Source organism: Achromobacter animicus, from assembly GCF_902859585.1.
Taxonomy (GTDB): domain Bacteria; phylum Pseudomonadota; class Gammaproteobacteria; order Burkholderiales; family Burkholderiaceae_B; genus Achromobacter; species Achromobacter animicus.
The window spans coordinates 155,929-170,723 of the sequence record NZ_CADIJM010000003.1 but is presented as its reverse complement, the minus strand read 5'-3'; the positions used below and the strand labels follow the sequence as shown (position 1 = coordinate 170,723).

The following is a 14,795-nucleotide window of genomic DNA, read 5'->3' as shown; positions in this document are numbered from 1 at the left end:
CCGTGTGCGTCTGTGTATGATGCGGTCGATTATCCCGCATATTCTCCCATGTCTCTATTCAAACGCTCTGTCGTCAGCGAGATCACCAGTCACGCTGGCGTTGTCTTTTCCACGTTGCTCGTCGTGTGGCTCAGCGTGCTTCTCGTGCGCCTGCTCGGTGAAGCCGCGGGAGGCAACATCGGAGCGGACGTGGTGGTCGTGCTTGCCGCGCTGTCGACCATCACCGCGCTGCCGACCATTCTGGCGGTCTCGATCTTCATCGCCGTGCTGACCACGGTCACGCGCAACTACCGCGAATCCGAAATGGTCGTGTGGTTCGCCAGCGGCCTGTCGCTGGCGGACTGGCTCAAGCCCGTGCTGCGCGTGGCGGTCCCCGTCGCGATTGCCGTGGCAGGCCTGACGCTGGTGGCGTCGCCCTGGGCCTACCGCCAGATCGGCGAATACCACGAACGCTTCGAACAACGCTCCGACCTGTCCAAGGTCACGGCCGGCCAATTCGCTGAATCCTCCGGCGGCAGCCGCGTGTTCTTTGCTGAAGACCCCGTCAATCCCAGCGACGAACTCGGCAACGTCTTCGCGCGCGAGATCGGTCCTGAATGGCTCAGCGTGCTGACCGCAAGCAGCGCGCACAGCGAAACCCTGCCCAACGGCGACCGCTTCCTGGTGCTGGGCGAGGGCCATCGTTACGACCTGAAGCCGGGTACTCCCGAGCTTCGGCTGGTGCACTTCGAAAAATACGGCCTGCGCCTCGAAAGCAAGTCGGGCGGCGATCCTGTCGCCGAGGCCCGTGCAGCGGCAGAGCGGTCTTCCAAGGCGCGCAGCACGCCGCAGCTGGTTGAAGACAACACCAACAGCAGCTGGTCGCAGGTCATGTGGCGGATTTCGCTGCCGCTCGCCGCGCTGAATCTTGCGCTGCTGGCCATTCCGCTGGGCGCGGTGAATCCGCGGCTGGGGCGTTCGGGCGACCTGCTCATCGCCGGTCTGGTCGGTCTGCTCTATATGAACCTGATCAACCTGTCGCGCGCCTGGATTTCCAACGGCAAGCTCAGTTTTGGTCTGGGCGTGTGGCTCATCCACGGCGCCGTCGCGCTGCTGACTGCATTCCTGCTGATGCGCCGCCTGCGCGTGAAGGCGCCGAAGAACAGCGCTTAGCGTAGCGGGCGCCGCCAGCCGGCGCGTTCAGGGCAGATACTTCATCGTTCCACGCCGGCCTGCCAACAGGTCGGCGTTTTTCAATACCGATTTGCGGATGAACTCCCACAGCACCGTCACGCGCTTGAGCTTGCGCAGGTCTTCGTGGCAGTACATCCAGAACGAGCGCGTGATGGCGATCTCGTCCTGCAGCACGGGTTTCAGCCGCGGATCCTGGGCCGCGATGAAGCACGGCAGGATCGCGAGCGACTGGCCCTGCAGCGCCGCGTGGTACTGGGCCACGACGCTCGTGCTGCGCAACACCACCTTGCTTGCCGGCAGCACGTCTTCCAGATAGCGCAGGCGCTCGCTGAACAGCAGCTCGTCCACATAGCCAATGAACGTGTGATCCGCGAGATCTTCGCGGCGCGTGATGGGCGCATGGTTCGCCAGATAGCCAGGTGTGCCGTACAGCCGCAGCGTGTAGTCGCACAGCTTGCTGCACACATACGGACCGCGCTGCGGGCGCTCGATGGTGATGGCCAGATCGGCCTCGCGCTTGGACAGGCTGACAAACCGCGGCACGGGCAGGATATCCAGCGTGATGTGCGGATAGCGCCGCTGGAAGTCTGCGGCAAGCGGGGTGAGCACATAGCTGCCGAAGCCTTCGGTGGCGCCGATGCGCAGATGCCCCGACAGCGCCTGCCCGATGCCGGACAGGTTCTCGCGCGCGGTGTGCACGACGCTTTCCATCTGCTCGGCATGGACGAATAGGCGCTGGCCGTCGTCCGTCAGCACGAAGCCCGCGCTGCGGGATTTTTCAAAGAGCAGGGTGTCCAGTTCCGTTTCCAGCGCCCGGATGCGGCGCGACACCGTGGTGTGTTCCACGCCCAGCTTGCGCGCCGCTGCGCTGACGCGCTGCGTGCGCGCCACTTCCAGGAAATACCGCAGGCTGTCCCAATCAAGCAAGATCCATCGCTCCAAGGCCCCGGCAGCACGCTGCAACGCGGGTTTTTTTGTGTGTGCATGGATGCACAAGGAATGTGCATTTCTGGTGTTGCTTGTTGATTTTCACACATCTACACTGGATCGGCTGGCCTTGGGCTATGCCCTGGGACCGCAGGCCGCGAAGACGGCGCCACAACGCTAACACTCAGCGCATAAAAACTCAGGAGACAAATCCATGAAATTGCACGCACGCGGGCTCGCCGCAGGCTTGTGTCTGGGCGCCGGTTTGCTTGGGCAGGCCCATGCGGCGGATAAGCCGCCAGTGAAGATCGGCATTCTGACGGATATGTCCGGCACCTATGCCGGCATGGGGGGCGCAGGTTCGGTCGCCGCGGCGCAGTTGGCCATCGACGACTGCCTTGCAGCGGAATGCAAAGGCATGAAGATCGACCTGGTGTCCGCGGACAACCAGAACAAGGCCGACGTCGGCGCCGCGCGCGCCCGCGAATGGTTCGACCGCGACGGCGTCACCGCGATCGCCGACCTCACCAATTCCGCCGTGGCGCTGGCGGTGCAGGGCATCGCCCGCGAAAAGAACAAGGTCGTGATGTTCTCCGGTCCGGCCACCACGGCCCTGACCAACAAGGAATGCTCGCCGGTCGGCTTTCACTGGATGTTCGACACCTACTCGCAGTCTGCGGGCGGCGCCAAAGCCACCGTGCGCGAGGGCGGCAAGTCCTGGTTCTTCATCACCGTCGACTATGCGTTCGGCCACTCGCTGGAGGCCGACACGGCCAAGGCGGTGAAAGGGTTGGGCGGCACGGTGGCCGGCAGCGTGCGGCATCCGCTGAACGCCCCCGACTTCGCGTCCTATCTCTTGCAGGCGCAAAGCTCCAAGGCGCAGGTGGTGGCGCTGGCCAACGGCGGCCAGGACACCGTCAACGCGGTCAAGCAGGCGCGCGAGTTCGGCATCGTGGCCGGCGGCCAGCGCCTGGTTTCGCTGCTGATCTTCCTGTCCGACCTGCGTGCTCTCGGCCTGGAGAACGCCCAAGGGTTGTCCTACGTGGACGGCTTTTACTGGGACTACGACGACGCCACGCGCGAGTGGTCCGGCCGTTTCGAGAAGGCCTTCCGCGGCCTGAAGCCCACCATGACGCAGGCCGGCGTGTATTCCAGCGTGCTGCATTACCTGCGCGCCGTGGCCGCCGCCAACAGCACGGATGGCAAGGTCGTGGCCGACAAGATGCGCGAGATTCCCATCAAGGATCCCATCATGCGCAATGCGTCGATCCGCCCGGACGGCCGCGTGATCCACGATATGTACCTGTACGAAGTCAAGAAGCCCGCGGACTCCAAGGGCGGCTGGGACTATTCGAAGTTGGTGGCCACCATTCCGGCGGCCGAAGCTTTCCAGCCGCTGGCCGATTCGAGCTGCCCGCTGGTGAAGAAATAATCCGAGATCCGCGGGCGGTGTCCCGCGGGCCCGGCTCGATCCAAGAACGCGGACGACCATCCGCATCGACTACGCAGTGTGAGGAGCATCAAAATGAGTGAAGTCCCGCGCGTTCCGCTACTGATCGGCGGCAAGCTTGTGCAGTCCAAAACCACCGAATGGCGAGACGTGATCAACCCCGCCACCCAGGAGGTCGTCGCCAAGGTGCCCTTCGCCACGCGCGAAGAACTGGACCTGGCCGTCTCCAACGCCAAGGAGGCCTTCAAGACCTGGCGCAACGCCGGGCAGGGCGCACGCATGCGCGTCATGCTCAAGTTCCAGGAACTGCTGCGCGCCAATACCGGCAAGCTGGCCGAGATGATTACCCGCGAACACGGCAAGACGCTGCCGGACGCCGAAGGAGAAGTCGGCCGCGGTCTGGAAGTGGTGGAGCACGCCTGCTCGATCGCCAACCTGCAACTGGGCGAATACGCTGAAAACGCGGCGTCCGGGATCGACGTCTACACGCTGATCCAGCCGCTGGGCGTGTGCGCGGGCATCACCGCGTTCAACTTCCCGGTCATGCTGCCGTGCTTCATGTTCCCCATCGCGGTGGCCTGCGGCAACACGTTCGTGCTAAAGCCCTCCGAGCAGGATCCGACCTCGTCGCTGTTCCTGGCGGAACTGGCGCTGGAAGCCGGCCTGCCGCCCGGTGTGCTCAACGTGGTGCACGGCGGCCCCGAAACGGCCAACGGCCTGTGCGAGCATCCGGACATCAAGGCGGTGTCGTTCATCGGCTCGACCCGCGTGGGCACCGAGATCTACAACCGCGCATCGGCTGCCGGCAAGCGCTGCCAGTCGATGATGGGCGCCAAGAACCACTGCGTGGTTCTGCCGGATGCCGATCCGGAAGTCGCGCTGAACCAGCTGCTGGGCGCCGCCTTCGGTGCGGCCGGCCAACGCTGCATGGCGTCCTCCGTGGCCGTGCTGGTGGGCGAGGCCCGCAACTGGCTGCCCGATTTCGTCGAACGCGCCAAGAAGCTCAAGGTCAACGCCGGCACGGACCGCCAGGCCGACCTGGGTCCGCTGGTGTCGCCCAATGCCAAAAAGCGCGTGGAAAGCCTGATCCAGAAGGGCGTGGACGAAGGCGCCAAGCTGCTGCTCGACGGCCGCAACCTGAAGGTGTCGGGCTTCGAAGAAGGCAACTTCGTCGGCCCCACCGTGTTCGACGGCGTTGCCGAGAACATGACGATCTACACCGAGGAGATCTTCGGGCCGGTCCTGTGCTGCGTTGGCGTCGAGACGCTGGAAGACGCGGTGGAATTCATCAACCGCAACCCCAACGGCAACGGCGTCGCCCTGTTCACGCAGGACGGGGGCGCCGCGCGCTACTTCCAGAACAACATCGACGTGGGCCAGGTCGGCATCAACGTGCCGATTCCGGTGCCGGTGGCGTGGTTCAGCTTCACGGGTTCGCGCGGTTCCAAGCTGGGCGACCTGGGCCCCAACGGCAAGCAGGCGGTGCAGTTCTGGACGCAGACCAAGACGGTCACCGCACGCTGGTCGGCGCACGCCAAGACCGTCAACACCACGATCTCGATGCGCTAAAAGAGGGGACGCCTTGCTCCTAAGCTTATACGAATAATTCATATAGCAAGGCGTTCTTATTACTTATAATTGGCCCGTCTATCAGGGGCCAATTAATGAACCTCCAGCAATTTCGTTTCGTGCGTGAAACCATCCGGCGCGACTTCAACCTGACCGAAGCCGCCCGGATGCTCTACACGTCGCAGCCCGGCGTTTCCAAGGCCATCATCGAGTTCGAAGACGAGCTGGGCATCAAGATCTTTGAACGCCACGGCAAGCGCATCAAGGGGCTGACCAAGCCGGGTCTTGCCGTGTCGCAGGTGATCGACCGCATCATGCGAGAAGTCGACAACCTGAAGAAAGTCAGCGACGAGTTCGCGCGCCGCGACGAAGGCGGCCTGGTCATTGCCTGCACCCACACGCAGGCGCGCTATCTGCTGCCGCGTGTGATTCCCGCGTTCCGCAAGCAATTTCCCAAGGTTCACCTGTCTCTGGCCGAGGGCAGCCCCGCCCAACTGGCCGAAATGGTCCTGCATGAACAGGCCGATCTGGCGCTAGCCACCGAATCGCTGGCGCTGACGCCGGGCCTGGCAACCTTGCCGGTCTATGCGTGGGAGCACACCGTGGTGGTGCGGCCCGATCATCCGCTGGCCGAACTGACCTCCAGCGCCGCCAAGCGGCTGTCGCTGGCGCAACTGGCCGAGTACCCCATCGTGACCTACGACCGCGCTTTTACCGGCCGCAGCACGATCGACGAGATCTTCGCCAATCAGGGCATTCATCCGGACATCGTGCTGGAGGCCATCGACGCCGACGTGATCAAGACCTATGTGGACGTGGGCCTGGGCATCGGCATCATCGCGGGCGTCGCCTATGACCCGCGACGCGATTCCAATCTGGTCGGCCTGCCGGTGGGGCACCTGTTCGGCACGCATACGACCCGCGTGGGCGTGAAGGCGGGTGTGTTCCTGCGCGACTACGTCTACACCTTCCTGGAAATGCTGGCGCCGTCGCTGACCCGGGCGGTGGTGACCGATGCGGTGCAGGGCGCGCCGAAATAGCCTCTCTGCCGGCTCCCGGCGCCTGCCTCGACAACGCGCGACGTCCTTACGACGTCGCGTTTTTTTTGCCCGATGACCTTGGGGAAAGCGTGAGACGGCTATCCCTTTCCATAAGCTCATAAAAATAATTAAATAAGAACCGATCTCATTTGAGTTGACGAAAAAATAGGAATCATTATCATTACATCCAGGCTCAACGACCCAGTGAGGTAAATCATGACGGCAGGACTTAGTGCAGTGGTAGTGGGCGCCGACCGCCTCGGCAATATTCCCGATCTGCTCAAAGGACACAACATCTCGATCACGCACCACATCAGCGGGCGTGATCCTTCGCATCAGAAGAAGACCCTGCAACTGCCCTCGGGCACGCAACTGGTCATCCTGCTTACCGATTTTCTTGGCCACAACGTCATGAAGACGTTCCGCAACGCCGCGCAGCGCGGTGGCATCCGGGTCGTCGCTTGTCGCCGTTCCGTGTGCAGCATGCAGCAGGCGCTGCAGCAATGCGGCCTGTGCCCGCGCGCCGGTACCGTTCATTGATGGGACGCGTCTTGCCGCGCATCCACGACAAACTGGGGAGGCCGATACGGCCTGCGGTCTGAACGCCGCGAAGAGAACAAACAAAAACGCCGCCGGACGAAAGTCTGGCGGCGTTTTGCATTTTGGACGATGGCGGCGGGTAGGCCTGCGTGCGACTATGTTGCCTTGAGTCTGGACAGGGCAGGGCGGTCAGTTTGCCGCGCGGGCCGATGCCATCAGGGTGTTGTCGAGGCGGCGGGCGCCGTTGTAGCGCTTGGACCAGTAGGCCATGGTCATGTTTTCGACACGCACCACGCCGCCGGCGCTGGGGGAATGCACGAAGCGGTCGTCGCCCAGGTAGATGCCAACGTGGGAATAACGGCGGCCCATGGTGTTGAAGAAGACGAGGTCGCCGGCCTGCAGTTCGTTCTTGGCGACGGCCACGCCTTGCTGGGCGATTTCGGCGGCGTTGCGGGGAAGCTTGAGGCCCAGGCCACGTTCGGCCGAGTAAGCGACGAGGCCGCTGCAGTCAAAGCCGGTGTCGGGGGAACTGCCGCCGAAACGGTAGCGGATGCCCAGGTGATTCAGGGCTTCGCTGACCATGCCATTGTCGGTGCCGACACCCGAATGGGTGCGCTGGCGTTCACGCTTGAATTTCTGGACCACCAGCATGCCGATGGGATCATCGGCGGTGGCAACCCACTCCGTTTCGTAAGGATCGATCTCGGACGTATGGGCGGTTGACTTTTGGCTAGTGCTTGCACAACCCGCCAGACCCGCAAAGCATGCAACCAACGCGAGCATGCGCAGACCGCGCTTTGCAAGGCCAGTGGTTGAATTGAATCGCGCGGGTATGGAGTGTCGATGCATTCGCCTGGGGATGATTCACTGAACACAGCAAAAACCGCGCATTAGCCGCGGTTGGGGCCGAGATGTCAGCAAATTCAACAATTATGTGCAACTTCGCGGGGATTCTACCAAACTTTTAGTGCCGGTTCGTTACGTATCGGCCCTAAATATCCATGCAGCGTGGACATCTGGAAGAATTTTTTGACGTGCGGCAAGTCTCGTGCAAGGTTTGCCTACCAGAATGACCGAAATGATTAGACAAAAAATCAATCAGCCTTAAGGCCTATGAACAATACCAGGAGACAGACATGCAAAGAACCCGGGATTTCCACTATCGCTCGGTGAATGACCGCGACGCCTTCTGGCGTGAAGAGGCCACGCGCATCCACTGGGAAACGCCTTTTGACAATGTGCTGGACTTCTCGCGTCCGCCCTTCGCCAAGTGGTTCGTGGGCGGGCGCACCAATCTTTGCTACAACGCCGTGGACCGCTGGCTGCCGACACAGGCGGACAAGCCGGCGCTGATCTGGGTGTCCACCGAGGTGGACCGTGAGCAGGTCTACACGCGGCAGGACGTCTTCGAGGAAGTGAACGCGGCAGCCGCCATGCTGCGGGACTTGGGCGTGGAACGCGGCGACCGGGTGCTGCTATACATGCCGATGGTGCCGGAAGCCGTGTTCACCATGCTTGCCTGCGCGCGCATCGGGGCAGTGCATTCGGTGGTGTTCGGCGGGTTTGCATCCGTGAACCTGGCGCAGCGCATCGACGATGCGTCGCCCAAGGTAGTGGTGTGCACGGACGGCGGCTCGCGGGCCGGCAAGGTCGTGCCGTACAAGCCGCTCCTGGATCGCGCCCTGAGCCTGGCCAAGTCGCCGCCGGCCTCGGTGGTGGTGTTCGACCGCGGCCTGGCCCCGTTCGAACCGGTGGCGGGTCGCGATCTGGATTACGCGACGCTGCGCGAACGCCACCGCGGCGCGCGGGTGCCCGTCGAGTGGCTGGAATCGTCCGAGCCCAGCTACATCCTCTACACCTCCGGCACCACCGGCCGCCCCAAGGGCGTGCAGCGCGACACGGGCGGATACGCCGTGGCGCTGGCGTCGTCCATGGAATACCTGTTCGATGGCAAGCCCGGCGACACCTATTTCTGCACCAGCGATATCGGCTGGGTGGTCGGGCATTCCTACATCGTCTACGGACCGCTCATCGGCGGGCAATCGACCATCCTGTACGAGGGAACACCCGTGCGCCCGGACGGCGCGATTCTCTGGAAGCTGGTCGAGCAATTCGGCGTGAATACGCTGTTTTCGGCGCCGACGGCGGTGCGCGTGCTCAAGCGCCAGGATCCCGATCTCTTGCGGCGGCACGATCTGTCCACGCTGCGCGCCGTCTATCTGGCCGGCGAACCGCTCGACGAGCCGACGGCGCAATGGATCTCGGAAGGCTTGGGCAAGCCCATCATCGACAACTACTGGCAGACGGAATCCGGCTGGCCGATCCTGTCGGCGCAGCCGGGCGTGGAAAAGGTCGCCACCCGGTTCGGCAGCCCGTCGTTCCCGGTCTACGGCTTTGACGCGCGCATCGTCAGTGAATCCACCGGCGAAGACCTGGGTCCGGACGAGAAGGGCGTGGTCGCCATCGTGCCGCCGCTGCCGCCCGGCGCCATGTCCACCATCTGGGGCGACGACGCGCGCTTCGTCGAAACCTACTTCACGTCGATTCCTGGCCGGCAGGTGTATTCGACCTTCGACTGGGGGCGGGTGGACGCCGATGGCTACTGGTTCATCCTGGGCCGCACGGACGACGTGATCAACGTGGCGGGCCACCGGTTGGGCACGCGCGAGATCGAGGAGTCGGTCAACAGCCACACCGGCATCGCGGAATGCGCGGTGGTGGGTGTGTCCGACCCCCTCAAGGGGCAGGTCGCCATGGCGTTCGCCGTGCTGAAGAATCCGGCCGGCGCCGACACGCCGGAAGCGGCAAAGGCGCTGGAAGCGGATATCATGCGGCTGGTGGAAGAACAGCTTGGGGCGGTGGCAAGGCCGGCCAGGATCCGGTTCGTGGGCGCCCTGCCCAAGACCCGTTCCGGCAAGGTGCTGCGCCGCGCGATCGTCGCGGTATGCGAGTCGCGCGATCCCGGCGACCTGACCACCATGGAAGACCCTAACGCCCTCGAACAGATCAAGGAGTCACTGCAATGAAAACCAAACCCGTGCTGAGCGCCGACGACGTCAAAAAGATCCTGGCCGCGGCCGAAGCACACGCCTTGCAGAACAAGTGGGCCGTCACCATCGCCGTGACCGACGATGGCGGCCATCTGCTGGGCATGCTGCGCCTGGACGATGCGGCGCCGATCTCGTCGCACATCGCGCCCGCCAAGGCCAAGACGGCCGCGCTGGGCCGCCGCGAATCGCGCATCTACGAAGAACTGATCAACAACGGCCGCTACTCGTTCCTGTCGGCGCCGCTGATCGAAGGCATGCTCGAGGGCGGCGTGCCGGTCGTCGTTGACGGCCAGGTCGTCGGCGCGGTGGGCGTTTCGGGCGTCAAGTCGACCGAAGACGTGCAGATCGCGCAAGCAGGCATCGCCGCGCTGGGCCTATGAGCCAGGCGCTGCCGCCGGAAACGCCGGCTGGCGTTTCCGCGCAGGACACCCGGGGGGCGGACAGCGGTCCGCTGAACCCCGGCGTGAAACGGCGCGAAGTCTGGGCCTGGGCCATGTACGACTTCGCGAACTCCGGATACACCACCGTGATCCTCACGGCGGTTTTCAGCACCTATTTCGTCGGCGTCGTCGCCGGGCGCGCCACATGGGCCACGCTCGCGTGGACGTCCGCGCTGTCGCTGTCGTACCTCGTCATCATGCTGACCATGCCTACGCTGGGCGCCCGCGCCGATGCACGGGCCAGCAAGCGGCGGCTGCTCTACACCAGCACGGCCGGCTGCGTGGCGGGCACGCTGGTCCTGACGCAAGCGGGGCCGGGCGACGTCTGGCTGGCGCTTGCCGCCATCGTCGTGTCCAACTACTGCTATTGCGTTGGCGAATCCGTGGTCGCGGCGTTCCTGCCTGAACTGGCCAAGCCGCAGGCGTTGGGCCGCGTCTCGGGTTGGGGATGGAGCTTTGGCTATTTCGGCGGCATGCTGACGCTGGGGTTGTCGCTTGTCGTGGTGACGCTGGCCGAAGGGCGAGGCGAGACCGCCGAGCAGTTCGTGCCCTGGGTCATTGTGGTGACAGCCTCGGTATTTGCGCTGGCCGCGCTGCCGTCGTTCTTCATGCTGCGCGAGCGCGCCAAACCGCAGCAGGGCAATCCGCCCGCGCTGCACATGCTCAAGCGCCTGGCCTATGCCTGGCGTGAAACGGGCCTGCACTTCCCGGAATTTCGCCGCCTGTTGATGTGCATTGCCTGCTACCAGGCCGGCATCTCGGTCGTCATCACGCTAGCCGCGGTGTATGCCTCGGAAGTCATGGGTTTCACCACGCCGCAGATCATGCTGCTGGTGTTCACCGTGAACATCGGCGCGGCGGCGGGGGCGTTTTCGTTCGGCTACGTGCAAGACCGCATCGGCCACAAGCCGGCGCTGGCTATCACGCTGGTGGGATGGATCGTGATGGTGCTGACGGCTTACGCGGCCGTGACCGCGCCGGTGTTCTGGGTGGCGGCGGTGCTGGCCGGCCTGTGCATGGGCACGACGCAGAGCGCGGGCCGCGCCATGACCGGCGCGCTGGCGCCGGCGGGCCGGCTGGCCGAGTTCTATTCGCTGTGGACCTTTTCCGTGCAGTTGGCCGCCGTGATCGGCCCGTTGACGTACGGGCTGGTGACGTGGGCCACGGAAGGCAATCATCGGCTGGCCATCCTCGTCACGGGGCTGTTCTTCGTCGGCGGACTGGTCCTGTTGTCGCGGGTGGACATGAAGCGCGGCCTCGCCCGGCAGGCCGCCTGAATGCGGTATACGCCAAGCGGGAAGCGGCTGCTATCCTTATGGACTGCCTTGTGCCGCCGCGTCCCGATACGGCGGCACATGCTGATTGCTTGGCATTGTTGGCGCGCCGCAGTGCGGCGCGTCGTTGGCTTGTGCATGCTGCCCGGTTGGCGCCTTGCGGCGTCTTCCTGCCCAGATCCGGCGCAGACGCATCGCCTTGGGCCTCGTCAATCTGCGGGCTCCGGCCCGCATTTTGCGTAAGGTGCCCGTAAGAGCGCGGCGATACGGTTGCAGGTGGGCAATAAAAAAGCAGCATAAACAACAGAATCACCGATTGGAGACAAGATCATGTCGAACGCTATTGAGTCCGTACTGGTGGAAAACCGCGTGTTTCCGCCGCCCGAGCGCGCCGCGCAGGGCGCCGCGATTTCCAGCATGGACGCCTACAACGCGCTGTGCGCGCAGGTCGAGAACGACTTCGACGGATTCTGGGCCGGACAGGCCCGCGACAATCTGCAGTGGACCAAGCCCTTCACGCAGGTGCTGGACGAGTCCGATGCCCCGTTCTACCGCTGGTTCGGCGACGGCGAACTGAACGTCTCGGCCAATTGCCTGGACGTCCACCTGACCAACGGCAACGCCGACAAGACCGCCATCATCTTTGAATCCGACGATGGCAAGGTCGACAAGGTCACCTATCGCGAACTGCTGGCGCGCGTCTGCCGCTTCGCCAATGGGCTGGCGGCGCTGGGCTACAAGAAGGGCGATCGCGCCATCATCTACATGCCCATGTCCATCGAAGCCGTGGTCGCCATGCAGGCCTGCGCGCGCCTGGGCGTGACGCACTCGGTGGTGTTCGGCGGTTTCTCGGCCAAGAGCCTGCAGGAACGCATCGTCGACGTGGGCGCATCGCTCATCATTACCGCCGACGAGCAGGTGCGCGGCGGCAAGACCATTCCGCTCAAGCCCGCCGTTGAAGAAGCCATCGCCATGGGCGGTTGCGAAGCCGTGACCAAGGTCGTCGTGTACCGCCGCACGGGCGGCAAGGTGCAGTGGAACGAAGGCCGCGATCTCTGGATGCAGGACGTCGAGGCCGGCCAGCCGGACACCTGCGAACCGGTGCCGGTCAACGCCGAACACCCGCTCTTCATCCTGTACACCTCCGGCTCCACGGGCAAGCCCAAGGGCGTGCAGCATTCGTCCGCCGGCTACCTGCTGTGGGCGCTCCTGACCGTGAAGTGGACCTTCGACGCGCGCAAGGACGACGTCTACTGGTGCACCGCCGACGTGGGCTGGGTTACCGGTCACACGTACATCACCTACGGCCCGCTTGCTGCTGGCCTGACGCAGATCGTCTTCGAAGGCGTGCCCACGTTCCCCAACGCCGGCCGCTTCTGGGACATGATCGCGCGCCACAAGGTCACCACGTTCTATACGGCGCCGACCGCGATCCGCTCGCTGATCAAGGCGTCTGAAGCCACGCCCGACGCGCATCCCAAGAACTACGATCTGGACTCGCTGCGCATCATCGGCACGGTGGGCGAGCCCATCAACCCCGAAGCCTGGATGTGGTATCACAAGAACGTCGGCCGCGAGCGCTGCCCCATTGTGGATACCTGGTGGCAGACCGAAACCGGCGGGCACATGATCACGCCGCTGCCGGGCGCAACGCCCACCAAGCCGGGTTCGTGCACGCTGCCCCTGCCGGGCATTGCCGCTGCCATCGTCGACGAGACCGGCGGCGACGTGGACAAGGGCAATGGCGGCTTCCTGGTCATCAAGCGTCCGTGGCCCGCCATGATCCGCAACATCTGGGGCGATCCGGAACGCTTCAAGAAGAGCTACTTCCCGTCTGAACTGCGTGGTTATTACCTTGCGGGCGACGGTGCGCAGCGCGACGCGGACGGCTACTTCTGGATCATGGGCCGTATCGACGACGTGCTGAATGTCTCGGGTCACCGCCTGGGCACGATGGAAGTCGAGTCGGCGCTGGTGGCGCACGAAATGGTGGCCGAGGCCGCCGTCGTGGGCCGTCCCGACGACACGACCGGCGAGGCCGTTGTGGCCTTCGTCGTGCTCAAGCGCTCGCGTCCGGAAGGCGAAGAGGCCCAGGCCATCGCCAAGCAGTTGCGCGACTGGGTGGCCCGCGAGATCGGTCCCATCGCCAAGCCCAAGGACATCCGTTTCGGCGACAACCTGCCCAAGACCCGTTCGGGCAAGATCATGCGCCGCCTGCTGCGCGTGGTCGCCAAGGGCGAGGAAGTGACGCAGGACGTGTCCACGCTGGAAAATCCCGCCATCCTGGAGCAGCTCGCCAAGCCGCTGTAAATGCAACCGGCCGGATTACACCGGCCGTTTGCAGCGCGACAGGCGCATAATGACGACGCCCGTGCCGGCATGTAGCGGCACGGGCGTCGTCATTCCTGGATTGCCAAATTTCTTCGCATGGAGCCACACCCGTGAGCAGCAGTTTCGATCGCGCAGGGCTTGCCCTGATGTTCAGCACCATCCTGGTCTGGGCGGGAAGCTGGATCGCGATGAAGCTGATCGTGCCCTACATCGGACCGTTCGACTTCGTGGCCCTGCGCTACGTGACGGGCAGCCTTGTGCTTTTCGCGCTGGTGATTGCCACGCGCCGGCCGCTGGCGATGCCGCCCTGGAAACTGACCCTCCTGATCGGCCTGACCCAGACGGCGGGCTTTCAGGGCTTCGTCCAGACCGCGCTGGTGGACGGGGGAGTGGGCAAGGTGTCCCTCATGGCCTACACCATGCCGTTCTGGGTCGTGCTGTTTGCGTGGTGGTTGCTGGGCGAGCGGCCCACGGCCCGGCACGCGGCCGGCATCGCGCTGGCCGCCGTCGGCCTGATCTGTTTCGTCGAACCCTGGAACGGGCTGGGCGACATCCGCCCCGTGCTGCTGGGCCTGGGCAGCGGCCTGTGCTGGGGCGTGGGCACGGTGCTGTCCAAGCGCATGTTCGACCGCCATGCGCCGGACGTGATGACGTTCACCGCGTGGCAGATGCTGTTCGGCGGCCTGGTCATGGTGCCCATCGCCTATCTGGTGCCGCAGATGACCGCCCAATGGGGCTGGCCGCTCTGGACCGGCATGACCTACATTGTGCTGATCGCCACCGCGGCGGGCTGGCTGCTGTGGCTGCAGGTCGTGCGCCGCGTGCCCGCGTCGATCGCGGGACTGTCGAGCCTGGGCGTGCCCGTGGTGGCCATGCTGCTGGCATGGGCCATTCTGTCCGAGCGTCCCACGCCCGTCGAGGTAGGCGGGATGGTGCTGATCCTGACTGGCATCTTTGTGGTGAGCCGTGCCGCGCCGGCCGCGCGCGCCGAATGACCTTTC

12 protein-coding genes are annotated in these 14,795 nt (G+C 64.5%); 10 read left to right on the top strand and 2 right to left on the bottom strand.

Annotated features, from left to right (window positions below; translation table 11 throughout):
* Window positions 1-48: 48 nt before the first annotated feature.
* A complete protein-coding gene (gene lptF, locus HV681_RS09915) occupies window positions 49-1,152 on the top strand; it encodes an LPS export ABC transporter permease LptF (protein ID WP_175122935.1) in 1,104 nt (367 codons plus the stop codon).
* Between the two features lie 27 nt (window positions 1,153-1,179).
* Here the strand turns inward: lptF and HV681_RS09910 are convergent, their stop codons facing one another.
* Entirely contained in the window at window positions 1,180-2,100 is a 921-nt protein-coding gene (locus HV681_RS09910) for a LysR family transcriptional regulator (protein WP_175122934.1), read from the bottom strand.
* A gap of 214 nt (window positions 2,101-2,314) precedes the next feature.
* Between HV681_RS09910 and HV681_RS09905 the strand changes: the two genes are divergently transcribed.
* The 4 genes from HV681_RS09905 (at window position 2,315) to HV681_RS09890 (ending at window position 6,699) form a co-directional block, all read left to right on the top strand.
* Entirely contained in the window at window positions 2,315-3,532 is a 1,218-nt protein-coding gene (locus HV681_RS09905; RefSeq protein ID WP_175122933.1) for an ABC transporter substrate-binding protein, read from the top strand.
* Window positions 3,533-3,625: 93 nt separating this feature from the next.
* Window positions 3,626-5,119, top strand: coding sequence for a CoA-acylating methylmalonate-semialdehyde dehydrogenase (locus HV681_RS09900; RefSeq protein WP_175122932.1), 1,494 nt, complete (start codon window positions 3,626-3,628; stop codon window positions 5,117-5,119).
* Between the two features lie 95 nt (window positions 5,120-5,214).
* Window positions 5,215-6,159, top strand: coding sequence for a CysB family HTH-type transcriptional regulator (locus tag HV681_RS09895; protein WP_008161940.1), 945 nt, complete (start codon window positions 5,215-5,217; stop codon window positions 6,157-6,159).
* A gap of 216 nt (window positions 6,160-6,375) precedes the next feature.
* The gene (locus HV681_RS09890) at window positions 6,376-6,699 is read left to right on the top strand and encodes a DUF2325 domain-containing protein (RefSeq protein ID WP_035212827.1); all 324 of its coding nucleotides are present in this window, start codon (window positions 6,376-6,378) and stop codon (window positions 6,697-6,699) included.
* Between the two features lie 189 nt (window positions 6,700-6,888).
* On the opposite strand, the gene HV681_RS09885 is transcribed toward HV681_RS09890, so the two are convergent.
* On the bottom strand, window positions 6,889-7,548 hold the full coding sequence (locus HV681_RS09885) for a C40 family peptidase (protein WP_175122931.1): 660 nt from the start codon (window positions 7,546-7,548) through the stop codon (window positions 6,889-6,891).
* Between the two features lie 248 nt (window positions 7,549-7,796).
* Here HV681_RS09885 and HV681_RS09880 point away from each other — a divergent pair, with 248 nt between their 5' ends.
* From HV681_RS09880 to HV681_RS09860, 5 genes are all read left to right on the top strand, one after another.
* On the top strand, window positions 7,797-9,725 hold the full coding sequence (locus tag HV681_RS09880; RefSeq protein ID WP_302478745.1) for a propionate--CoA ligase: 1,929 nt from the start codon (window positions 7,797-7,799) through the stop codon (window positions 9,723-9,725).
* Window positions 9,722-10,129, top strand: a complete 408-nt coding sequence (locus tag HV681_RS09875; RefSeq protein ID WP_056567970.1) for a heme-binding protein — start codon at window positions 9,722-9,724, stop codon at window positions 10,127-10,129. Before HV681_RS09880 ends, HV681_RS09875 begins: the two co-directional genes overlap by 4 nt.
* Window positions 10,126-11,466 carry an MFS transporter gene (locus HV681_RS09870; RefSeq protein WP_175122929.1) on the top strand — a complete coding sequence of 447 codons (1,341 nt, stop codon included), beginning with the start codon at window positions 10,126-10,128 and terminating at the stop codon, window positions 11,464-11,466. The genes HV681_RS09875 and HV681_RS09870 overlap by 4 nt, the downstream gene beginning before the upstream one ends.
* A 327-nt stretch (window positions 11,467-11,793) precedes the next feature.
* Window positions 11,794-13,773: an acetate--CoA ligase gene (acs, locus tag HV681_RS09865; RefSeq protein WP_175122928.1), complete on the top strand. Its 1,980-nt coding sequence runs from the start codon at window positions 11,794-11,796 to the stop codon at window positions 13,771-13,773.
* Between the two features lie 131 nt (window positions 13,774-13,904).
* Window positions 13,905-14,789 carry a DMT family transporter gene (locus HV681_RS09860; protein WP_437340379.1) on the top strand — a complete coding sequence of 295 codons (885 nt, stop codon included), beginning with the start codon at window positions 13,905-13,907 and terminating at the stop codon, window positions 14,787-14,789.
* The last annotated feature ends 6 nt before the right edge of the window (window positions 14,790-14,795 follow it).